The organism is Pseudomonas fluorescens group sp. PF-1, assembly GCF_054481335.1.
The window spans coordinates 1-21,947 of sequence record NZ_JBTMNG010000001.1 but is presented as its reverse complement, the minus strand read 5'-3'; the positions used below and the strand labels follow the sequence as shown (position 1 = coordinate 21,947).

23 protein-coding genes and 2 pseudogenes are annotated in these 21,947 nt (G+C 58.6%); 15 read left to right on the top strand and 10 right to left on the bottom strand.

Going from position 1 to position 21,947, the window contains the following annotated elements; translation table 11 throughout:
* Positions 1 to 446: 446 nt before the first annotated feature.
* Positions 447 to 1,841 carry an argininosuccinate lyase gene (gene argH / locus ACX3YD_RS00125; protein ID WP_047534921.1) on the top strand — a complete coding sequence of 465 codons (1,395 nt, stop codon included), beginning with the start codon at positions 447 to 449 and terminating at the stop codon, positions 1,839 to 1,841.
* A 119-nt stretch (positions 1,842 to 1,960) separates the two neighbouring features.
* Here argH and ACX3YD_RS00120 read toward each other — a convergent pair whose 3' ends face one another.
* The gene (locus tag ACX3YD_RS00120) at positions 1,961 to 2,620 is read right to left on the bottom strand and encodes a glutathione S-transferase family protein (RefSeq protein WP_103402916.1); all 660 of its coding nucleotides are present in this window, start codon (positions 2,618 to 2,620) and stop codon (positions 1,961 to 1,963) included.
* 124 nt (positions 2,621 to 2,744) lie between these two features.
* On the opposite strand from ACX3YD_RS00120, the gene ACX3YD_RS00115 reads away from it, so the two are divergent.
* The 3 genes from ACX3YD_RS00115 (at position 2,745) to ACX3YD_RS00105 (ending at position 6,473) form a co-directional block, all read left to right on the top strand.
* Positions 2,745 to 3,029, top strand: a complete 285-nt coding sequence (locus ACX3YD_RS00115; protein ID WP_047534926.1) for a hypothetical protein — start codon at positions 2,745 to 2,747, stop codon at positions 3,027 to 3,029.
* A 159-nt stretch (positions 3,030 to 3,188) separates the two neighbouring features.
* A complete protein-coding gene (locus ACX3YD_RS00110) occupies positions 3,189 to 3,434 on the top strand; it encodes a TIGR02647 family protein (protein WP_103402917.1) in 246 nt (81 codons plus the stop codon).
* 192 nt (positions 3,435 to 3,626) lie between these two features.
* Positions 3,627 to 6,473 (top strand): class I adenylate cyclase, encoded by a 2,847-nt coding sequence (locus ACX3YD_RS00105; RefSeq protein WP_458959018.1) that lies wholly within the window; start codon positions 3,627 to 3,629, stop codon positions 6,471 to 6,473.
* A gap of 7 nt (positions 6,474 to 6,480) precedes the next feature.
* Here the strand turns inward: ACX3YD_RS00105 and rnk are convergent, their stop codons facing one another.
* From rnk to cyaY, 3 genes are all read right to left on the bottom strand, one after another.
* On the bottom strand, positions 6,481 to 6,891 hold the full coding sequence (gene rnk / locus ACX3YD_RS00100) for a nucleoside diphosphate kinase regulator (protein WP_047534936.1): 411 nt from the start codon (positions 6,889 to 6,891) through the stop codon (positions 6,481 to 6,483).
* A gap of 216 nt (positions 6,892 to 7,107) precedes the next feature.
* Positions 7,108 to 7,323 (bottom strand): DUF1289 domain-containing protein, encoded by a 216-nt coding sequence (locus ACX3YD_RS00095; protein ID WP_081997964.1) that lies wholly within the window; start codon positions 7,321 to 7,323, stop codon positions 7,108 to 7,110.
* A gap of 4 nt (positions 7,324 to 7,327) precedes the next feature.
* Entirely contained in the window at positions 7,328 to 7,660 is a 333-nt protein-coding gene (gene cyaY / locus ACX3YD_RS00090) for an iron donor protein CyaY (RefSeq protein ID WP_090466405.1), read from the bottom strand.
* A gap of 202 nt (positions 7,661 to 7,862) precedes the next feature.
* On the opposite strand from cyaY, the gene lptM reads away from it, so the two are divergent.
* From lptM to ACX3YD_RS00060, 6 genes are read left to right on the top strand one after another with little or no spacing between them, the layout of a single operon-like run.
* A complete protein-coding gene (lptM, locus tag ACX3YD_RS00085; protein WP_047534942.1) occupies positions 7,863 to 8,036 on the top strand; it encodes an LPS translocon maturation chaperone LptM in 174 nt (57 codons plus the stop codon).
* Positions 8,037 to 8,045: 9 nt separating this feature from the next.
* Entirely contained in the window at positions 8,046 to 9,293 is a 1,248-nt protein-coding gene (gene lysA, locus ACX3YD_RS00080; protein ID WP_458959017.1) for a diaminopimelate decarboxylase, read from the top strand.
* Positions 9,294 to 9,297: 4 nt separating this feature from the next.
* The gene (gene dapF / locus ACX3YD_RS00075; protein WP_047534948.1) at positions 9,298 to 10,128 is read left to right on the top strand and encodes a diaminopimelate epimerase; all 831 of its coding nucleotides are present in this window, start codon (positions 9,298 to 9,300) and stop codon (positions 10,126 to 10,128) included.
* 13 nt (positions 10,129 to 10,141) lie between these two features.
* Positions 10,142 to 10,867, top strand: coding sequence for a DUF484 family protein (locus ACX3YD_RS00070; protein ID WP_090466401.1), 726 nt, complete (start codon positions 10,142 to 10,144; stop codon positions 10,865 to 10,867).
* Between the two features lie 2 nt (positions 10,868 to 10,869).
* Positions 10,870 to 11,769 carry a tyrosine recombinase XerC gene (xerC, locus tag ACX3YD_RS00065; protein WP_103402919.1) on the top strand — a complete coding sequence of 300 codons (900 nt, stop codon included), beginning with the start codon at positions 10,870 to 10,872 and terminating at the stop codon, positions 11,767 to 11,769.
* Positions 11,766 to 12,473: an HAD family hydrolase gene (locus ACX3YD_RS00060; RefSeq protein WP_047534954.1), complete on the top strand. Its 708-nt coding sequence runs from the start codon at positions 11,766 to 11,768 to the stop codon at positions 12,471 to 12,473. The genes xerC and ACX3YD_RS00060 overlap by 4 nt, the downstream gene beginning before the upstream one ends.
* A 180-nt stretch (positions 12,474 to 12,653) precedes the next feature.
* Here the strand turns inward: ACX3YD_RS00060 and sutA are convergent, their stop codons facing one another.
* The 4 genes from sutA to glnK all read right to left on the bottom strand — a co-directional run bounded on the left by sutA (position 12,654) and on the right by glnK (position 15,431).
* On the bottom strand, positions 12,654 to 12,977 hold the full coding sequence (sutA, locus tag ACX3YD_RS00055; RefSeq protein WP_007980816.1) for a transcriptional regulator SutA: 324 nt from the start codon (positions 12,975 to 12,977) through the stop codon (positions 12,654 to 12,656).
* Between the two features lie 101 nt (positions 12,978 to 13,078).
* On the bottom strand, positions 13,079 to 13,504 hold the full coding sequence (locus ACX3YD_RS00050) for a secondary thiamine-phosphate synthase enzyme YjbQ (protein WP_047534955.1): 426 nt from the start codon (positions 13,502 to 13,504) through the stop codon (positions 13,079 to 13,081).
* 215 nt (positions 13,505 to 13,719) lie between these two features.
* Positions 13,720 to 15,057: an ammonium transporter gene (locus ACX3YD_RS00045; RefSeq protein WP_103402921.1), complete on the bottom strand. Its 1,338-nt coding sequence runs from the start codon at positions 15,055 to 15,057 to the stop codon at positions 13,720 to 13,722.
* A 35-nt stretch (positions 15,058 to 15,092) separates the two neighbouring features.
* On the bottom strand, positions 15,093 to 15,431 hold the full coding sequence (gene glnK, locus ACX3YD_RS00040; RefSeq protein ID WP_002555808.1) for a P-II family nitrogen regulator: 339 nt from the start codon (positions 15,429 to 15,431) through the stop codon (positions 15,093 to 15,095).
* A 418-nt stretch (positions 15,432 to 15,849) separates the two neighbouring features.
* Between glnK and ACX3YD_RS00035 the strand changes: the two genes are divergently transcribed.
* From ACX3YD_RS00035 to ACX3YD_RS00020, 4 genes and pseudogenes are all read left to right on the top strand, one after another.
* The gene (locus tag ACX3YD_RS00035) at positions 15,850 to 16,110 is read left to right on the top strand and encodes an accessory factor UbiK family protein (RefSeq protein WP_090466396.1); all 261 of its coding nucleotides are present in this window, start codon (positions 15,850 to 15,852) and stop codon (positions 16,108 to 16,110) included.
* A 435-nt stretch (positions 16,111 to 16,545) separates the two neighbouring features.
* A pseudogene (locus ACX3YD_RS00030) lies at positions 16,546 to 17,190 on the top strand (magnesium chelatase domain-containing protein); the annotation flags it as partial.
* A gap of 46 nt (positions 17,191 to 17,236) precedes the next feature.
* On the top strand, positions 17,237 to 18,991 hold the full coding sequence (locus ACX3YD_RS00025; protein ID WP_458959016.1) for a recombinase family protein: 1,755 nt from the start codon (positions 17,237 to 17,239) through the stop codon (positions 18,989 to 18,991).
* Between the two features lie 348 nt (positions 18,992 to 19,339).
* Positions 19,340 to 19,855 carry a hypothetical protein gene (locus tag ACX3YD_RS00020; RefSeq protein ID WP_458959015.1) on the top strand — a complete coding sequence of 172 codons (516 nt, stop codon included), beginning with the start codon at positions 19,340 to 19,342 and terminating at the stop codon, positions 19,853 to 19,855.
* A gap of 305 nt (positions 19,856 to 20,160) precedes the next feature.
* Here ACX3YD_RS00020 and ACX3YD_RS00015 read toward each other — a convergent pair whose 3' ends face one another.
* Positions 20,161 to 20,706, bottom strand: a complete 546-nt coding sequence (locus ACX3YD_RS00015) for a recombinase family protein (protein ID WP_458959014.1) — start codon at positions 20,704 to 20,706, stop codon at positions 20,161 to 20,163.
* A 133-nt stretch (positions 20,707 to 20,839) separates the two neighbouring features.
* Positions 20,840 to 21,322 carry a hypothetical protein gene (locus tag ACX3YD_RS00010; RefSeq protein ID WP_458959013.1) on the bottom strand — a complete coding sequence of 161 codons (483 nt, stop codon included), beginning with the start codon at positions 21,320 to 21,322 and terminating at the stop codon, positions 20,840 to 20,842.
* A gap of 344 nt (positions 21,323 to 21,666) precedes the next feature.
* On the opposite strand from ACX3YD_RS00010, the pseudogene ACX3YD_RS00005 reads away from it, so the two are divergent.
* Positions 21,667 to 21,947 (top strand): annotated as a pseudogene (locus tag ACX3YD_RS00005) (ATP-binding protein); the annotation flags it as partial.

Genomic DNA, 21,947 nt, shown 5'->3' with positions numbered 1-21,947 from the left:
GATTCCTGCGTGAGTCTCGCACAAGGATAGCGTAGACAGGGTAAGTGACGTCCGTCACCGCGATCCACGCTAAGACTAGCGCGAGCGTCAAAAAGTGCCGCGAGACCGACGGCTAAATTTTCATCCGCCGGGCAATTGGCGGCCCAGGCTCGCATTGGCGACACAGCGCCACAGGGTTTGCTGATACGCAATCTGAACACCCCCTCGTCATATAGTCCACTTGCGCACCGAGAAGTGCACCAACCCTACTGTCCAACTGTAGACGGTTGCCGAGACGATAGAGCTCAAATGAAAAATATCGTTGAGTGAATCGCACAAGAATTGCCCCGGACACGGGCGGGCCATGAAAAAACCAGGCGACCAGCGTCAGCGACAGCAATGGCAACCCTGTTATTATCCGCGCCAGCTTTCAACGCCATCTTTCTTCAGCCGATACGAGCGAATTCATGAGCACTGACAAGACCAATCAGTCCTGGGGCGGCCGCTTCAGTGAACCCGTCGACGCCTTCGTCGCCCGCTTCACCGCCTCCGTCACCTTCGACCAGCGCCTGTATCGCCACGACATCATGGGCTCGATCGCCCACGCCACCATGCTGGCCAAGGTCGGCGTGCTCACCGATGCCGAGCGCGACAGCATCATCGATGGATTGAAGACCATCCAGGGTGAAATCGAGGCCGGCCAGTTCGACTGGCGCATCGACCTCGAAGACGTGCACATGAACATCGAGGCGCGCCTGACCGACCGCATCGGCGTGACCGGCAAAAAGCTGCACACCGGACGCAGCCGTAACGATCAGGTTGCCACCGACATCCGCCTGTGGCTGCGTGACGAAATCGACCTGATTCTGGGCGAAATCACCCGCCTGCAAAAAGGCTTGCTGGAACAGGCCGAGCGCGAAGCGGGCAGCATCATGCCAGGCTTCACCCACCTGCAGACCGCACAGCCCGTCACCTTCGGGCACCACATGCTGGCCTGGTTCGAAATGCTCAGCCGCGATTACGAGCGTCTTGTCGACTGCCGCAAGCGTACCAACCGTATGCCGTTGGGCAGCGCCGCGCTGGCCGGCACGACGTACCCGATCGACCGTGAATACACTGCCCAATTGCTGGGTTTCGACGCGGTGGGCGGCAACTCGCTGGACAACGTGTCCGATCGTGACTTCGCTATCGAATTCTGCTCGGCCGCCAGCATCGCGATGATGCACCTGTCGCGCTTCTCCGAAGAACTGGTGCTGTGGACCAGTGCGCAATTCCAGTTCATTGATCTGCCAGACCGTTTCTGCACCGGCAGTTCGATCATGCCGCAAAAGAAAAACCCGGACGTGCCGGAACTGGTGCGTGGCAAGAGCGGCCGCGTCTTCGGTGCATTGATGGGCCTGCTGACCTTGATGAAGGGCCAGCCCCTGGCCTACAACAAGGACAACCAGGAAGACAAGGAACCGCTGTTCGACGCCGCCGACACCCTGCGCGACTCGCTGCGGGCTTTCGCCGACATGATTCCGGCGATCAAACCCAAGCACGCGATGATGCGCGAAGCGGCATTGCGCGGTTTCTCCACCGCCACCGACCTGGCCGACTACCTGGTACGCCGTGGCCTGCCGTTCCGTGACTGCCATGAAATCGTTGGCCATGCGGTGAAATACGGCGTGGAAAGTGGCAAGGACCTGGCGGAAATGAGCCTGGAAGAACTGCGCAAGTTCAGCGACCAGATCGATCAGGACGTATTCGCCGTACTGACCCTGGAAGGCTCGGTCAACGCCCGTAATCACATCGGCGGCACAGCACCGGCGCAGGTGAAGGCAGCCGTGGTTCGCGGCCAGGCGTTGCTCGCCAGCCGCTAAAAAGCTTCGCGAGCAGGCTCGCTCCCACATTGATCGGCGGCAGACACAAAATTTGTGCCTGCCGCATACCTCCTGTGGGAGCGAGCCTGCTCGCGATGCGATCGTAAGAGCGCTACAAACTACTTCCTGGACGCGACCATCGCCATAAACGCTGGCATCGCCGCGTCCTTGTCCGCCGCGATCCGTTGCACATTCGGATTCTGCTCCAGACGCTCCAGCAGCACCTTGGCCTGCGGCACTTCAGCCAACAGATCAATCCCGAACAGTTTGTGCGCCACACCACACGCCAGCGGCACGCTGTACAGGAAATACAAATCCGCCACGCTCAAGCTGTCGCCCGCTACATAAGGGGCGAATTTGCCGTGCCGGCCCAGGGCCGCCATTCCCAGCAGCAACTCGGCTTTGGTCTTTTCCTTGATCGCGTCGGGCACGGTCATGCCGAAAAACGCTTCGGCGAAACAGGCACGCGCCGGCAGTTCGATGTACAACTCGATTTCCTTGGCCAGCGCCAACACTTGTGCGCGCTCGAATGGACCGCTCGGCAGCAGGGGCCTGCCTTGCTGGCTCTGCTCGATGTATTCGAGAATCACGGCGGTTTCGTTAATGAAGCCCTGCTCGACCTGCAGCACTGGCACCTTGCCCCGTGGACTGATGGCCAGCGCCTCAGGGCTGGTGCCGCCGTAAAACGGCACTTCTTCAAACGCCAGGCCTTTTTCCAGCAACGCCAGTTTGACCATGTTGTAGTAGTTGCTGACGGAAAATCCATAAAGCTTGATCATCACAGAGCCTCCAGGCCGTGCGGGGTGGGCAGTGCGTGTTTATAGATCGCTCGTGGCTTTCTCGCCAGCAGCATCACGCTGCTGAATGCGGGTAAACTGGCCGCCTTAACTTGAGGAGCCTGCTATGAGCGAGCCAACAGACATCGATAGCGACGAAGAAGAATTCACCGAAAACACCCTGATTGAAGCCATCGAAAACCAGATCGAAAGCGACAATCCGCCGGCCGCCAAGGCGACCTTCAACAAGCTGACGCTGGTGGGTTACGAGAAGGAAGAAATTCTCAATCTGATGGCTCATGTTTTGGCCGTGGAAATCGACGCAATCCTCGAAGAAGACCGCGCGTTCAACACCGAATGGTACGAAGCGGCACTGCGCGCGCTGCCCGAGTTGCCCCCGGAAAAGAAATAACCCCTTCCCCCTGCAGGAGCGAGCCCGCTCCTGCAAGCCCCTGAAAACGGGGAATGCTCACCATGATGAAAAAACCCTGTCGCGAGGGCTGGACATGCCGCACGAGTGGGATCACCTTAGGGGCGCTGTCGTCTAATTCCTAGAAAGTCTGGAGTCCTTATGTCGCTTACCCCTGAGCTGGTTGCCGAACTGGAAATCCTCGCACTCTTCAACCTGGACAGTTCCCAGGAAGGTTTGAAAATTCATCAAACCGCTGCCCCCAAAGCCATTGCCGCTGCCCAACGCCTGTTTGAAAAAGAACTGATCGACCAACCCGATGGCGGTTACCTGACCAGCCTGGGTCGTGATGCCGCGCAAAACATACAAACCGTTCTGACCATCCTGCGCGTCCGGGAAACAGCCTGAATTGCACCGTATCGCCCACGGAAACCTCCACCACGGGATTTCCGCGGGCAAATTCTTCCCGGCCGCCGCCACGCGATAAAAATCTGGCGCCAGAAATACAAAATCAGCTTAAACGCCCTGGGGCCGAGGCGCTAAACTGCCCCTCATCCCGAGAGCCCCACATCCGAGCCCTGTGAGCCGGTTTGAGCTGACATGACCCGTACCCATGAAATCCGCCCCGATCTGGACGAGGGAATCGACCGCAAGGTTCTCAGCCAACTGCGCGCGCGGTTTCTGAAGCTCAATCAGGGCCGCATGGCTCGCGCCATGGAGGGGTTGTCGACCCGCCAGCAAGGGGTGCTCAACCTTCTTCCGCTGTTTTTTCACGTCAATCATCCGTTGTTGCCGGGTTACGTTTCCGGCAGCACACCGGCCGGGCTGTCGAATTTCGAGCCGGATGCCAATGCCCTGGCCGAAGCTCAACGCCTGACCCGCTCGTTTTCCTATAAGCCGCGCCACGGTAGCAATCCGCCGCGCCCGATTCACGGCCTGTTCCTGATGGGCAGCCTCGGCACGCTGGCTCAGGCCGATCAGAGCGATATGGACGTGTGGGTCTGTCACAGTCCGGATTTGAACGAGCAGGAACTCGCCGAGCTGCGCAAGAAATGCCAATTGCTGGAAGCCTGGGCCGACAGTCAGGGGGCCGAAGCACACTTTTTCCTGATCGACCCGGTTCGCTTCGTACGCGGCGAGCGCGATACCCAATTGAGTTCGGAAGACTGTGGCACCACCCAACACTACTTGCTGCTGGACGAGTTCTACCGCACCGCGATCTGGCTGGCCGGACGCACACCGATCTGGTGGCTGGTGCCGGTCTATGAAGAGGCGGGTTACGACCGCTATACCCACACGCTGATTTCCAAACGCTTCATCCGCGCAGACGAAACCCTCGACCTGGGGCACCTGGCCTATATTCCGCCCGGCGAATTTATCGGTGCCGGACTCTGGCAACTGTTCAAGGGCATCGAGTCGCCCTACAAGTCGGTGCTCAAGCTGCTGCTGACCGAGGTTTACGCCAGCGAACACCCCAGGGTCCAGTGCCTGAGCCTGCGCTTCAAGCAGGCCGTGTTCGCCAATCGGCTCGACCTCGATGAACTGGACCCGTACGTCGTGGTTTATCGGCGCATCGAGGAATACCTTATCGCCCGCAACGAGCCCGAGCGCCTGGAAGTGGTGCGTCGCGCGCTGTACCTGAAGGTCAATCGCAAACTCACCGGCAGCAGCGGTCGAACCCAGGGCTGGCAACGTTCGCTGTTGGAACGGCTGGCCCACGAATGGCAATGGGACCCACGGCAATTGGCGCTGCTCGACAGCCGCAGTCAGTGGAAAGTCCGCCAGGTCAACTCGGAGCGCCGGGCACTGGTCAACGAGCTGAACTACAGCTACCGCTTCCTGACCCAATTTGCCCGTAACGACCAAACCGCCAGCCTGATCAACAAGCGCGATCTCAGCGTGCTGGGCCGACGTCTGTATGCCGCCTTCGAGCGCAAGGCAGACAAGGTCGAATTCATCAACCCGGGCATCGCGCCTGACCTGGCTGAAGACACCCTGACGCTGGTATACGCATCGAGCCAAAAGGGGTCGGAGACAAGCCAGTGGGGTTTGTATAACGGCAGCCTGGCCGTCCTTGAGTGGGAACACTTCGCCCCGATCAAGCGCAGCCGTCAATTGCTTGAACTGCTGACCTGGTGCCACCGCAACGGCGTGATCGACAGCAGCACCCGTCTGGCCCTGCATCCCGGAAGCAGCGACCTGAGCGAGTTCGAACTGTTCAACCTGCTGGGCAGTCTGCAACAGAGCATTCGCCTGCCGCTACAGACCGTCGCCGAAGAACCGTTGCTGCGCGCCAGCGTGCCCAGCGAGGTGCTGATCCTGGTGAACGTCGGCGTCGACCCGCTCAAGCACCATCGCGACCTAAACATCCTGATGACCACCGAGCGCACCGACTCCCTGAGCTATGCCGGCGTCAGGGAAAACCTGGTGCTGACCCTGGATCAAGTCTTGCTCAATAGCTGGAACGAAGTCCTGGTCAATCGCTTCGACGGACCTCACGCCCTGCTCGACTGCCTGCGCGACTACCTCAACAATCTGCCCAACGGACCGCAGCAGCCCCGGTTGCGAGTACAGTGCTTCTGCCACAACCGCGCGCAATTCATCGCCCAGCGCGTCGAAGAAATCCTCGACACGGCGCAGAACCTGCTGCTGAGCAACCTCAATTACCGCTACATGATTCAGGTCCAGCAGCATTACCACGTACTTGAACTGATACCCGGCCAAGTCAATCACGTCGCCCTGGCCTCATTGCCTGCGCTGTTCGATTACCTGAGCGAAGACCTGGCCAGCTACAGCCCGCTGCACCTCGATCACAAGGCCCTGGAAGACCACAACCTGGCGCTGCTCTTGCCCATGGGGCAGCCCGACTGCATCCAGGTGTTCTACCGGGTCAACGAAGACCAGGCCGATCTGTACGTACTCGATGAATTCAATGCCTTGTGGCACCAGCGCTTGCCGTGGCACGACGAGCAAAGCCTCCTGATGCCGCTGCAACGGTTCCTCCAGTCGATCCTGTACCGGCGCGACACCTTGCTGCCGATGGACGCGGCCCACCTCCCGAGCCTGGACACCCTGTATTACCGGCTGCTGCCTTCCGGTGCGGGGCGGGCGCGCAGGGTCGAACCCCGACCGGCACCGCAAACCGCCGCCAACAAACCGTTCTATGACGTACAGGCGATCGTCGGCAAAGCGGTACCGGGCAAGGTACAGGTCACGTTGTATTGCAATCAGCGGGAGTTTTCAGAGCTGGAGCATGGCGACCAGCTGTTCAGCGTGGTCGCCCGGGAAATCATCGAACAGCGCAGCGAAACCGAGCGCTATCGCTGCTACATCACCGACCTTGACCTGACAGGCCTGCTCGGTGATGGGCAGAGTTCAAGCAATATGTATCTACGTTACAAGGCCGACCTGGAGCACGCACTGAACGAGGCGCTCGAACAGGCCTGACAGGTTGTCACTCAGGGAAGGCGCCGCCATTGGCTGGCTGCGATTCGACTTCCAGCAGGGTCAGTTTCAGGGTCTTGCCACCCGGCGCTGGCCAATCGATGTGCTGGCCAACCTTGAGGCCGAGCAGCGCACTGCCCACGGGCGCCAGGATGGAAATCCGGCCTTCGTCGGCGTTGGCATCCTTCGGATAAACCAGGGTCAGGTGATAATCCTTGCCACTGCTCTCTTCACGGCAGTGCACGCGGGAATTCATGGTCACGACATCGGCCGGCACTTCTTCGTGGCTGACCAATGTATCGGCGCGATCCAGCTCGGTTTGCAGCGCGATAACGCCCGGCAGCGTGTCATCCAGGCTGTCGATCAGACGCTCCAGACGCTGTACGTCCAGACGGGTAAGGGTGATGGAAGGTGCGGTCATGATCAGGGCAGACTCCTTTCTTCTGCACGAAAAAAGCAAAACCCCGCCACAAAAAGGCGGGGTTTTCACAAGCCTCGATGAGTTGAGGCGTACCCGGACACTAACACAGCTCAAAAAATATACAAGCCAGAACCGGACAGCGCGCAACCCTGCAAGCGCCGGCTTGCCGGCGATAGATCTGAAGGGGCACGACCGCCATCGCTGTCAGGCCAGCGCCTACAGAGACCGGCGTTTCAGAGCCTGTTCGCAAATCACCCGGCGCCGCTCGTCATCCGCCGAGCGCCATTCGCGGATGTCTTCGACGTGGCGGAAACAGCCGAGGCAGACTTTTTGCTCATCCAGCCGGCACACGCCACTGCACGGCGATGGCACCGCCGGGCTGATATTGCTGTAGAGCGGCTTGGGCGGACGTACCGGCGCAGACTGTGTCACGGTATTACAGACCTTCGAAATCGAGTTCGACGTCAGCCTGGGCCTTGACGATGCGCTCGAGCATCTCGCCCAGTTGCTCTTCGCTCTTGTCGCACATCCAGCGATCGCTCTCTTCGTCGTAATCGAAGTGGAAGCCACCGGACACCGCTGCGAGCCACAACTGCCGCAACGGCTCTTGTCGACTGAAGATCAACTGAGTTCCGTTCTCGAACTTGACGGTGAGCACACCGGCCGAGCTTTCCAGATCGATATCCAGGTCGCTGTCGTCAAAGATGTCCTCCAACGTCTGTTGGGTGGCATCGACCAGGTCATGGAAACGCGCTTCGGACAAACTCATTACGGCAACCTCAAAAAGTGTCTGATCAGGCTCAAGCGCCGCAAGATACGACCGAGGCCTCCCGATTGCAAAGAATAACACCCGGCAACCCCAATCTATGGGAGCGAGCCGAGGCCCGCCGGACGGGAGCCCCGTCGCATAGGCAAGCCGCCGGGCGGCCGGTATACTCCGGCGCAATTAATGCATTTTCAAGGATTTCGCCATGAAGCGCCTGATCTCTTCCCTTGCTGCGCTCCTCGCGGTTGCCTGCCTTGTGTCGGCCTGCGGTCAAAAAGGCCCGCTGTACCTGCCCGACGAAGACCAGGACCCTGCAGCACAGGCCCAGTCCTCGCAAAAGCCTGCCTCCAAGGCGCACAAGCACGACGTCTACCAATAAGGGAACCTCATGGACGCTTTTAACTACCGTGACGGTGAACTGTTCGCGGAAGGTGTTGCCCTGTCTGCTATCGCCGAACGCTTTGGTACACCGACTTACGTTTACTCCCGTGCCCACATCGAAGCCCAATACCTGGCCTTCGCCGATGCACTGGCGGGCATGCCACACCTGGTCTGCTTCGCGGTCAAGGCCAACTCCAACCTGGGTGTACTGAATGTCCTGGCGCGTCTGGGCGCCGGTTTCGACATCGTTTCCCGTGGCGAGCTGGAACGCGTACTGGCCGCTGGCGGCAGCGCCGACAAGATCGTGTTTTCCGGTGTCGGCAAGACCCGTGACGACATGCGTCGCGCCCTGGAAGTCGGCGTGCACTGCTTCAACGTCGAGTCCACCGACGAGCTGGAACGCCTGCAAGTGGTGGCCGCCGAACTGGGTGTTCGTGCGCCGATCTCGCTGCGCGTGAATCCGGATGTCGATGCCGGTACTCACCCGTACATTTCCACCGGCCTCAAAGAGAACAAGTTCGGCATCGCCATTGCCGACGCCGAAGACGTGTATGTGCGCGCCGCGCAGCTGCCAAACCTGGAAGTGGTCGGCGTCGACTGCCATATCGGCTCGCAACTGACCACTCTGCCGCCCTTCATCGACGCCCTCGACCGCCTGCTGGGCCTGGTCGACCGCCTCGGCGATTGCGGCATTTACCTGCGCCACATCGATCTCGGTGGCGGCCTGGGCGTGCGTTATCGCGATGAAGAGCCGCCATTGGCTGCCGACTACATCAAGGCCGTGCGTGAACGCCTCGACGGTCGCGACCTGGCGCTGGTGTTCGAACCGGGCCGTTTCATCGTGGCCAATGCCGGCGTGCTGCTGACGCAGGTCGAGTACCTCAAGCACACCGAACACAAGGATTTCGCCATCGTCGATGCGGCCATGAACGACCTGATCCGCCCGGCGCTGTATCAGGCCTGGATGGACGTGACGGCCGTGCGCCCGCGCAACACGGCCGGTCGCGCCTACGACATCGTCGGCCCGATCTGCGAGACCGGCGACTTCCTGGCCAAGGATCGTCAATTGGCCCTGGAAGAAGGCGATCTGCTGGCTGTGCATTCGGCTGGCGCCTACGGGTTTGTCATGAGCTCCAACTACAACACCCGTGGCCGTGCCGCTGAAGTGTTGGTGGACGGTGATCAGGCGTTTGAAGTGCGTCGCCGTGAAACGGTAGCCGAGTTGTTTGCTGGCGAAAGCCTGCTGCCGGAGTAAAACCATGCTGCTGCGTTTTACCAAAATGCACGGCCTGGGCAACGACTTCATGGTCCTCGACCTGGTCAGCCAGCACGCGCATATTCTGCCCAAGCACGCCAAGCTTTGGGGTGACCGACACACTGGCATCGGTTTCGACCAACTGCTGATCGTCGAAGCGCCCAGCAACCCGGACGTGGACTTCCGTTATCGGATCTTCAACTCCGACGGCTCTGAAGTGGAACAGTGCGGCAATGGTGCGCGCTGTTTCGCCCGCTTCGTGCTCGACAAGCGCCTGACCGCAAAACGGCAGATCCGTGTCGAAACCAAAAGTGGCATCATCGAGCTGGACGTGCGCAGCGACGGGCAGATTGGCGTGAACATGGGCGCCCCGCGCCTGGTGCCCGCCGACATCCCGTTCCAGGCACCCGAGCAGGCCCTGAGCTATCAGGTCGACGTCGATGGCACCCCGGTAGAACTGGCCGCCGTGTCCATGGGCAACCCCCATGCGGTTCTGCGGGTCAGCGACATCAACAATGCGCCGGTGCATGAACTGGGGCCGAAAATCGAACATCACCCGCGCTTCCCGGCACGGGTCAATGTCGGTTTTCTCCAGGTCATCGACCGGGGCCGCGCGCAGCTGCGTGTCTGGGAGCGTGGCGCCGGGGAAACCCAGGCCTGCGGTACCGGCGCCTGCGCCGCCGCAGTGGCCGCGATCAGCCAGGGGTGGATGGATTCGCCGCTATTGATCGACCTGCCTGGCGGGCGCCTGTCCATTGAATGGGCAGGCCCTGGCCACCCGGTCTTGATGACCGGCCCGGCAGTCCGTGTATATGAAGGACAAGTGCGTCTTTGAGTGAGCCAAAGCCATGACCGATAAGCCTCAGGTACCCGCCCGACAGTCCGACGAATCCCCGTCCGAGAGCCTGGAGGCGGCGGCAATTGCCGCGTACCTGGAGGCTCATCCGGACTTCTTCGTCCAGCATGAAGAACTGCTGCCGGCCTTGCGCATTCCCCACCGGCGCGGCGATACCGTGTCGCTGGTCGAGCGCCAGATGACCCTCCTGCGTGACCGCAACATCGAGTTGCGGCACCGTCTCTCGCACTTGATGGACGTGGCCCGCGACAACGACCGGTTGTTCGACAAGACCCGCCGCCTGATCCTCGCGCTGATGGATGCCGCCAGCCTGGAAGACGTGGTGATGTCTGTCGAAGACAGCCTGCGCCAGGACTTCCAGGTACCTTTTGTCAGCCTCATCCTGCTCGGCGACAACGCCATGCCGGTCGGCCGCTGGGTGACCCACGCTGAGGCACAAGTGGCCATTGGCGGCTTGTTGCAGGAAGACAAAAGCGTCAGCGGCAGCCTGCGCGAGCACGAGCTGGACTTCCTGTTCGGCGAAGAGCAGCGCAAGCAGATCGGTTCCACCGCCGTCGTCGCCATCAGCCATCAGGGTATCCACGGCATCCTGGCCATCGCCAGCCGTGATCCGCAGCATTACAAAAGCTCGGTGGGCACCCTGTTCCTGAGCTACATCGCCGAAGTCATGGGCCGCGTGCTGCCACGGGTCAACAACTCCCTGCGCTCGGTACGCTGAACATGGAACGGCAACTGGACGCTTACTGCGAACACCTGCGCAGTGAGCGACAGGTGTCGCCGCACACGCTTTCGGCCTATCGTCGCGACCTCGACAAGGTGCTGGGCTGGTGCGTCAAACAGAACATCGGCAGCTGGGCGGCGCTGGACATCCAGCGTCTGCGTAGCCTGATTGCTCGCCTGCATGCCCAGGGCCAGTCCTCCCGCAGCCTGGCGCGACTCTTGTCGGCGGTGCGCGGGCTCTATCACTACCTGAACCGCGAAGGCCTGTGCGACCACGACCCGGCCAACGGCCTGGCGCCGCCCAAGGGCGAACGCCGCCTGCCGAAAACCCTCGACACTGACCGCGCGCTGCAACTGCTTGAGGGCGGTGTGGAGGATGATTTTCTGGCACGCCGCGATCAGGCGATACTTGAGCTGTTCTACTCTTCCGGGCTGCGCCTGTCGGAGCTGACCGGACTGAATCTCGATCAGCTTGATTTGGCGGATGGCATGATCCAGGTGCTCGGCAAGGGCAGCAAAACCCGTCTGCTGCCGGTGGGCAAAATGGCGCGCGAGGCATTGGAACTCTGGTTGCCGTTACGGGCATTGGCCAATCCGGCGGACGACGCGGTGTTTGTCAGCCAGCAAGGCCGTCGACTGGGCCCACGGGCGATTCAGCTACGGGTAAAAGCCGCTGGCGAACGGGAGCTCGGGCAAAACCTGCACCCGCACATGTTGCGCCACTCCTTCGCCAGCCACTTGCTGGAGTCCTCCCAGGACCTGCGGGCGGTGCAGGAACTGCTCGGCCATTCGGACATCAAGACCACGCAGATTTATACCCACCTGGACTTCCAGCACCTGGCCACGGTCTACGACAGTGCTCATCCACGGGCCAAACGCATTAAAGGCGATGATTCATGACTCTCCAACTGATCACCTTCGACCTCGACGACACCCTCTGGGACACCGCTCCGGTGATCGTCAGCGCCGAAGCCATACTGCGTGAATGGCTGGCTGAACACGCACCGAATCTGGGCGCGGTACCGGTGGAACACTTGTGGGCCATTCGCGAACGCATCCTGAGCATCGAACCTAACCTCAAGCACCGCATCAGCGCCCTGCGCCGCCGGGTGCTGTTCCAGGCGCTGGAAGAAGCCGGTTACGCCCATACGGAAGCGTCCGACCTGGCCGATCAGAGTTTCGAGGTGTTTCTGCACGCCAGGCATCAGCTGGAAATCTTCCCCGAAGTGCAACCGACCCTGGAAGTGCTGGCCAACCATTACACCCTCGGCGTGGTGACCAACGGCAATGCCGATGTGCGGCGCCTGGGGCTGGCGGATTATTTCAAGTTCGCGTTATGCGCCGAAGACATCGGCATCGCCAAACCTGACTCTCGATTGTTCCATGAGGCACTGCAGCGCGGTGGCGCCACTGCCGAGACCGCGGTGCATATCGGTGACCACCCAGGCGATGACATTGCCGGTGCCCAGCAAGCGGGGCTGCGGGCGATCTGGTTCAACCCGGCCGGCAAGGACTGGGAAGCCGACCGGTTGCCGGATGCCGAGATTCGCAGCCTGACCGAGTTGCCGGCGTTGCTGGCGAGTTGGAACAAGACCTCGAACTGACAAGAAAACCTGTGCGAGCTTGCGATGAGAGCGCAACATTCAAAATAAAGGTTGCCTGACACTCCGCCATCGCGAGCAAGCTCGTGCCCACAGGGATCACCACCGTTTTCATCTTTTTTGTTTCAGGCATGAAAAAGCCCGCAGCGACGGCGGGCTTTTTCAGCAAGCAAGGAATCAGGCTTAGATAGGCCGGCTGCCGTACTTGTTATCAGGCTTCTTGGGAGGATCGGCGACCACATTGGCCTCCACTTCCTGCACCTTGCCGCCACGAGCCAGGAACTCTTCCATGGCCTTGGCCAGGGCGTCGCGTTCCTTGTTCTTGGCTTCGACACTTGGCAACTCATCGACCGATACCGCTGCCTTGGCTTTGCCTTTGGCGGTCGGAACCGGCGCATCACCGCCGTCATCTTCAGCGACATCTTCCGCCGCCGCTTCCAGACCTTCTTCGGTTTCGTCGTCGTCGCCTACTTCGAGGTCGTCGTTTTCCAGATCATCGTCGCTCATGTTCTACCTCATGACTTGCGAAAAGCAGATTAGTTATAGCCCAGCTTTGCCCTCTGTCGAAGGCTGCCGGAAAAAAATCAACAGCCGCTGCTGACCAGCGGTTATGCCCCTTCACCGTGCACGGTGGCGAGGACTTTACGAGCACCGCCATGATCACGGTGCTCGCCCAGATAAACGCCTTGCCAGGTCCCTAACGCCAATCGGCCTGCCGATATCGGCAGACTGAGCTGACAGCCAAGCACACTGGCCTTGAAATGCGCCGGGAGGTCGTCCAGGCCTTCGTCGTTATGCTCATAGCCGTCTGCTCCTTGTGGGATCAGACGATTGAAAAACCGTTCGAAGTCGCGACGTACCGCCGGATCGGCGTTCTCGTTGATGGTCAACGACGCCGAGGTATGCTGTAGCCACAAGTGCAGCAGACCAACCCGGCACGCCCTGAGTTCAGGCAAGCCGGCGAGTAACTCGTCCGTTACCAGATGAAAGCCCCGGGGCCTCGCCCGCAGAGTAATCAGAGTCTGTTGCCACATACAGTTCTCCGCACGTTCGGGGCGCATTCTAGCGCGCTCTGGGAAAAAACAAAGGCCCTAATATTCCTTCAATCCTGTAAGCCATCGGCGGCACAAAAACCCGCGTCGCAAACAGTGCAAAAGCTGTCAGAAAAAACCTTTCAGCGCTTCCCTTAACGACAAAATCCGGACAAAAAAATGCCCGGCAAGCCGGGCAAGTTTTCTCATGCGCGTGCTTACAAGTTGTAGCCGCGTTCGTTGTGAAGCGCCAGATCGATACCGACGGCTTCTTCTTCCTCGGTGACACGCAGACCCATGACGGCATCCAGTACCTTGAGAATGATGAAGGTGACGATCGCGGTGTAGATCACCGTGAAGCCCACGCCTTTGCATTGAATCCAGACTTGTGCGGCGATGTCGGTGACGGTACCGAAGCCACCCAGGGACGGTGCAGCGAAAACACCGGTCAGGATTGCACCGAGGATACCGCCGATACCGTGCACGCCGAAGGCGTCCAGGGAATCGTCATAGCCGAGTTTGCGTTTCAGGGTAGTGGCGCAGAAGAAGCACACCACGCCTGCTGCCAGGCCGATCACCAGAGCGCCCATAGGACCTACGGTGCCGGCCGCCGGAGTAATGGCCACCAGGCCTGCAACCACACCCGAAGCGATGCCCAGTGCGCTTGGTTTACCGTGGGTCATCCACTCGGCGAACATCCAGCCCAATGCAGCAGCGGCGGTTGCGATCTGGGTCACCAGCATCGCCATGCCGGCCGTGCCGTTGGCCGCCGCGGCGGAACCGGCGTTGAAACCGAACCAGCCGACCCACAGCATCGCCGCACCCATCAGGGTGTAGCCGAGGTTGTGCGGCGCCATTGGGGTGGTCGGGAAGCCTTTACGCTTGCCCAGCACCAGGCAGGCAATCAGGCCGGCCACACCGGCGTTGATGTGCACCACGGTGCCACCGGCGAAATCCAGCACGCCCCAGTCCCACAGCAGGCCGCCGTTGCCGGACCAGACCATGTGCGCGATCGGCGCGTAGACCAGCGTGAACCAGACGCCCATGAAAACCAGCATCGCGGAGAACTTCATCCGCTCGGCGAAGGCACCGACGATCAGCGCCGGGGTGATGATGGCGAAGGTCATCTGGAAGGTGACGAACACTGCCTCAGGGAACAGGGCCGCAGGGCCGGTCAGGCTGGCAGGGGTGATGCCGGCGAGAAACGCCTTGCCCATGCCGCCAAAGAACGAGTTGAAGTTGATGACGCCTTGTTCCATGCCGGTGGTGTCGAACGCGATGCTGTAGCCATAAATGACCCACAGGACGCTGATCAGACCGGTAATGGCGAAGCACTGCATCATCACGGAAAGAATGTTTTTCGACCGAACCATGCCGCCGTAGAACAGCGCGAGGCCGGGAATGGTCATGAACAGCACGAGGGCTGTCGAGGTCAACATCCAGGCGGTATCGCCGGAGTTGAGGACTGGAGTCGCCACCGGATCTGCCGCCATGGCCAGGCCGGGCATTACGATGGACAACAGGGCTCCTAGCCCTGCGAATTTACGCAGAGTCATATTGTTTTCTCCTGGGGCGTTGGGTTTGTGGCGGCTTAGATTGCGTCGGTATCGGTTTCGCCGGTACGGATGCGAATCGCCTGTTCCAGATTGACCACGAAGATCTTGCCGTCACCGATCTTGCCGGTGTTGGCGGCCTTGGTTATCGCCTCGATAACCCGGTCGAGATCCTTGTCGTCAATGGCGACATCAATCTTCACCTTTGGCAGGAAATCGACCACATACTCCGCGCCACGATACAGCTCGGTGTGACCCTTCTGCCGACCGAAGCCTTTGACTTCAGTGACGGTAATGCCCTGCACGCCGATCTCGGACAACGACTCGCGCACATCGTCCAACTTGAACGGCTTGATGATGGCAGTGACTAGCTTCATGAAAACTCTCTCCCGAATTGGTGGACTTGCCCCAGGAAAACAAACCCGTCTCAAGTCTAAGCGCAGTGCCTGGCTTTGTAACGCATCGTCGACCTTACTTGCCCGTCCGACGCCAGCTACCCGCTCCTCACGAAACACTTCCCGTGCTCCGCTTGGCGCACTGCATTCGTCACAGCGACTGCATCAGTGCATGGGTCACTACGGTCTAAGCAGAAAGCTTGCCATCTCCACAAAACGTACTGTTTTCAAGCCTTTACCAGCAGATGGCAGCGACTTCGCAACAACACCGCACGCGTTACGCACAACAACGGTGCGATGCCGTCCGTCCCCATGCGCGAAAAGCGTGCATCCTTTGCCCGCGAAATGACTATAGACACTGCGTGATACACTGCCGGCCATTGTTATCAGGACCTTTCCCATGCTCGCGCCCAAAGACTTCCTCGACGCCCTGACGGGCACCGCCTCCCGTCTCTTCAGCGGCGACACCCCATTGCCGAAAAGCGAAATCGAAAGCCAGTTCAAGGCCCTGCTGCAAAGCGGCTTCAGCAAACTGGATCTGGTGAGCCGGGAAGAGTTTGATAGCCAGATGGTCGTGCTGGCGCGGACGCGGGCACGGTTGGAGGCACTTGAGACGAAGGTCGCGGAACTGGAAGCGAAACTGAATCCACCCTCCGAATAACGCCCCGCTCCCCAATGGTTAACCCCATTCCACCGTGTAGGCGAGCCTGCTCGCCACAAGGTCGTAACGACCGTCAGATTTATCTGTAGGAATTGCCGAGACTGCGGTCTTCAAGCCCGCAAGAGTCCCGGCAACATCCTACGAACCTCTCATCCGCCGTCTGATTGCGCCGCTAATCCACCCTTTCTAATGCAATAACTGACCACTTTCGACCAACACTAGCGCATCGCACATCAATGTCTCTTCAAAGAAATTAAACGATGGAATGCTTATGGCGAGGGAGCGCTCCCCTCGCCACAGAATCAATACGCTGCCCGTGGAACGGCGCAACATCTTGCGAAAATTCCTTCTCTTCCATGCACTGCGGAAACAGCGCTGCCGTCTACCCTTCAAAAACCCGCAGGAAGCGGCCCCCGTACAACTCAAGGAACGACCATGTCCCTCTCCATCGTCCACAGCCGCGCCCAGATTGGCGTGGATGCCCCCGCCGTCACCGTCGAAGTTCATCTGGCCAATGGCTTGCCGTCGCTGACCATGGTCGGCCTGCCTGAGGCAGCGGTGAAAGAGAGCAAGGATCGGGTGCGCAGTGCGATCATCAATTCGGGGCTGCAGTTTCCGGCGCGGCGCATCACCTTGAATCTGGCACCGGCGGATTTGCCCAAGGATGGCGGACGGTTCGATCTGGCGATTGCCCTGGGGATTCTTTCGGCCAGCGTGCAGGTGCCGACGTTGACGCTCGATGACGTGGAATGTCTGGGTGAGCTGGCCCTGTCAGGCGCAGTGCGTGCGGTGCGAGGCGTGTTGCCGGCGGCACTGGCCGCGCGCAAGGCCGGGCGTTCGTTGATGGTGCCGAGCGCGAATGCCGAGGAGGCGTGCCTGGCGTCGGGGTTGAAAGTGATTGCGGTGGATCATCTGCTGCAGGCCGTGGCGCATTTCAATGGACACACGCCGGTAGAACCCTATGTCTCCGATGGATTGATCCACGCCAGCAAACCCTACCCCGACCTGAACGAAGTGCAGGGTCAGCAAGCCGCCAAACGGGCGTTGCTGATTGCTGCAGCCGGCGCGCATAACTTGCTAACATTGTGTTAGGTTACAAAACATTTGAACCCAAGCATCCATTGCCATGACCAACAAAGCGTACAGCTACGTCCGATTCAGCAGCCCCGAACAGGCAAAGGGTGACAGCTACCGACGGCAACGTGATGCAGCAGTTCAATACTGCGTTGATCACGGACTTGAGCTTGCTACGGCAAAAGAGTACACATTCCTCGACAAAGGCAAGAGTGCCTACAGCGGGCGCCACCTCGATGATGAGGGTCAGCTCAGACGCTTCCTTGATCTGGTCGAGAACGGCACCATCGAGCGTGGCTCTTACCTTTTGGTGGAAAGCCTCGACAGGCTATCGCGGGAAAAGGTGAACACTGCCTTACCCCGATTCATGGACCTCCTCAACCGAGGAATCCGAGTAGTCACGCTGGCAGATGAACGCCTATACACTGACGAGTTCAACGAACTTGATCTGATCATCTCCATCGTTCACATGTCCCGTGCCCACAACGAAAGCGCCATTAAAGGCGATCGTGTATCGGCAGCATGGACCAACAAGAAAGCACTTGCTCGTTCAGAGAAGAAGCCACTGGGAAAGGCATGCCCCTACTGGCTGACGCTTATCAATGACAAGTACATGCCGATTCCAGAACGTGTGGAAACCGTGAAGCTCATCTTCGACTTGGCGATACAGGGCTATGGCCAGGGTGTGATTCCCCGATTGCTAAACGAACGTGGCATCCCAGTCTTTGGCAGTCGCAATCGGAACCACTCTGGTGCATGGGGCACAAGCAGCGTATCCAAACTTCTGGGAAACCGTGCTCTGCTTGGCGAGTACCAGCCCACTCATGTAGTCGGCGGAAAACGGGTCAATGATGGTGAACCTGTAGCTGGGTTCTTCCCGCTCGTGATCGATGAAAATGTGTTTTATCAGGCACAGGCTGTTCGTGCTGAACGTCGAGTTCACAAGACTGGCAAGCAATCCGAACGATTCAATGTGTTCCAAGGGATCATGAAGTGCCGGACCTGCGGCGATGCGATGCATCTCGTTAACAAGGGACGCCCACCGAAAGGGGCAACCTACCTGCAATGTCACTCAGCCCGCAAAGGCGTATGCAAGAACGGTTATCTCCGAGTGGAACGTGCAGAGCGTGTATTGCGTGAGGTGCTGGCGAAGGTGGATAGCCTGAGCCTCGTGCAAGCCAGTGAAGGCCAAACGATGAAAGAACTGGCTACCGTAGACGGCAAGATGCAGACCGTAAACGAACGACTAGCCAAGTTTGTGGAGCTTATGAACGAGGCCCCATCGTCTTCGTTGGCGGTACTGGTACAAAACCTCGAAAGCGAGCAGGCGACGTTGAGTCAAGATCAACAACGGTTGAGGGAATTGCTAGCGGTCAATCAGGTGGTTTCTAAGAAGGACTTCTTCGCCCAACTGGACATAGTGTCATTCGAAGGCAGACATGCTGCTAACAGACTCTTGAAGCGCCTCGGCATATTGATATTTACGTCTGTCACCAGTGGCTACAAGATGCCGATGCAGATGCACACCGTGTCAGCAGAAGGCATCACCCAATTCCAGATCATTCATTTCGAAAACTCGATGATGATGTTCGCCGCCCAGAAGAATATCGTCGACCTGAGGGTACTACAGGGAGAAATTTCAGCGGAGCAAGGGCAAGCCGCTATACAACTGATAGAACGCCTGAATGATCCATCCCTTATTGGCTCCAAAGACGTTGTAAATCGGCTCAAAGAGATGGACCTCAGCAAGGTCAAAATCAGGTTCAAAGGCACTTTGCCAAAGTCTCTAACTCGTACAGAAAATTGATAGCCGTCGAGCAGGATGCCATGTGACGCCATGCAAGGCCGCTGGAGAGCCGACATAGTCAATGCACCCATTACCAGCAACATCACGATAACTCTTCCCATACGGCCTTACAGAGGCTTTAGAAGCCATTTGCCAATATGGCCTGAGTGCATTTCTAACTAACTGTGCCGCCATACCCTCACTGACGATATCACGAGCATTGCTGCGAGGAACGGGAGCAGTAATCCGTTGACGCAGATCAGATCACCTCAACTACACAGGGCTACACTCAATCTGCGTCATCAACCCTGATGCTATGCACATCCCAAATCAGCGCCTTCTTAACTCCACACGGAAAGGAAGCTAACGATGAAAGCCCCAAAGCTTGCTGCCCTGCTATTTGCTGTCGCTCTCGCCCCCACTTGGGTCGCAGCAGCAGACAAAACAGATCAACCAACGGTCAACGTTGAACAGTTTGATAAACAGATGTCCCAAGCTCAAGAGAACTTGCAGAAAATGCAGGAACAAATGAGCAAAATCCAGCAGACCAAAGACCCCAAAGAACGCCAGAAACTCTTGCAAGAGCATCAGACCATGATGCAAAGCGGGATGGGGATGATGAACGGCATGTGGGGCAATGGAATGATGGGCTGTTGTGCAGGTGGCGGGATGATGGGCCACAACATGATGAACGGTGGAATGATGGGTAACGGCCATATGATGGGCTGGCAAGACATGGGCAGTAACTACTCGAACATGACTCCCGAACAGATGAAACAGCACCAGTACATGATGGATCGGTACATGGGAATGCAGCAAATGATGATGGACCAGATGATGCAGCACCAACATATGATGTGGCCGTCGGCTAAACCCGCTCAATAGGTGCCTTGCTAACCACTCCACTGAGCATGCCCCCGTTTCCCGGGGACTTGCTTCGGGGTGGGGGTCGATTCAAACGCCAGCCAAACAAGTAATCTGAACGCCCCCCATGAAATCATTGCTCGACACCTCAGGTGCTAAGCAGGCGAAGACCGGGGTCACTAGAAAAGGTCCAAAGGGCACCATAAATAACCCTTCGCGGCCCCAGCAGACGCTCTACAACGCTGCATAAACATGATCAAGCAGCTCCTAGGTCGATGATGTGACGAAGCCCATCAAAGTGAGCCTGTAGGCGCTGTAGTAGGCCATCAATCAGACTGGTTCTTCATGGCTCGTTGTACCGTGCTCAAGCTCACACCAAGAGCCGTTGCCGTATCCCGATAAGATGATCCGTTAGCGACGTGGGTACGGATGGCATCAGCATTGGTTTTCTTCACGCCACCCTTGTACACACCTGCGTCTTTCGCCTTCTTGATGCCCTCTCGCTGGCGCTCACGAATCATCGAACGTTCGAACTCGGCAACAGCCCCCATCATCTGGAGCATCAGGTTCTGGTACTTGTCGTCGGCCCCAGTAAACAGAAGGCTTTCTTTGTGGAAGCGGATAGACACGCCCTTCTCGTTCAAGGACTGAACCAGATTCAACAGGTCGGACAGGCTACGAGCGAGGCGGTCAATCGAGTGAACATGAACCGTATCGCCTTCACGAACCGCATCCAGCATCACCAAAAGTTGTGGACGGTTGGTGTCCTTACCAGAGCACTTGTCGGTGTAAACCTTTCCAAGTTGAACGCCATCAAGCTGACGGGCAGTGTTCTGGTCTACCGAGCTGATCCGTACGTAACCAATGTCCATTTCCAACTCCTGTGTTCATCTGGGTCTAGAGGCTGTCATTGTGCCCTTCAGACCTGCTGAAAACAACGCTGGAAGCCACGGAAGTGTATTCATCCGACAAGTGGTCATCAGGGTGTACCCACTTGAACACAGATCACTCTGAATCATCTGCTGGGGCCATAACCTCATTCGCCACCAGCACATGCTTGTTCAACACAGACCACCGATTGATCCCAACCTTGTCGAACAGCTTGGAAAGGTCGTGTGGTTTCTGTTTCTCGATTGCCCTTACGATCTGATCCAGCTTCTCGACGGACAACTTCTTGCCCATGACATTCATGATCGTAGGAAAGACTTTGTTCGCCACCTCCCTCAGGTCTTCGACTTTCTTGGTCGTGAAGATCGTCAGGTAGGCTTGGTGTGGTGCCGAGCCTTTCTTGAGTGTCTGGATACGAACAAGGAATGGCTGGTCTGGGCAACGTCTACGAAGTGCCTGTTTGAATTTCACCATGTGTTCAAGCAATGCGTGGCTTTGTTCAGGATCATCGTAGAAGACCGAATGTTGGTATGACCACTGGTAGCCACGAAGGACTGTCAGATACTTTCTCTTTGTCTTCTCTTCACTTGTCTCACTCACACACTGACCTCTCTACAGATGAACACACTGACTCGGAGTCCCCCTCCTATACTTGCGAATTCAATCGTTCTTCTACGTGACTGACCAACAAATGCTGGAGCCAGCGTCAACACTGGCGTGCGTTGAAGCGAAGGATGGCGGATCGGGGGCCAATTTTGGACACGATTATGCATTAGTAGTGCGGTAAACCTCAAACTGGATCGCAATCAAGCCTTTGCTAAACAATAGCCCCAGAAACATGGCCTCCCATGCCAATGAAGCGCCAGACGGCAGACATAATCCCATATGTTTTGCATGGGTTTTAGGGCGGTTTTCGAGCAGCCTCAGGATGTTTTGTATTAATACATAACCTGCTGTTCAGCGGACCTCCGGGAACGGGCAAGACGCTTCTGGCGAGTCGCCTGCCAGGGCTGTTGCCGCCCCTGGCCGAGTGCGAAGCACTGGAAGTGGCGGCGATTCAGTCAGTCACCAGTTGCGTCCCGTTGAGTCATTGGCCGCAGCGCCCCTTCCGACAACCGCACCACTCGGCTTCAGGCCCGGCGCTGGTCGGTGGCGGCTCGAAACCGCAGCCCGGTGAAATTACCCTCGCCCACCACGGTGTTTTGTTTCTCGATGAGCTGATATT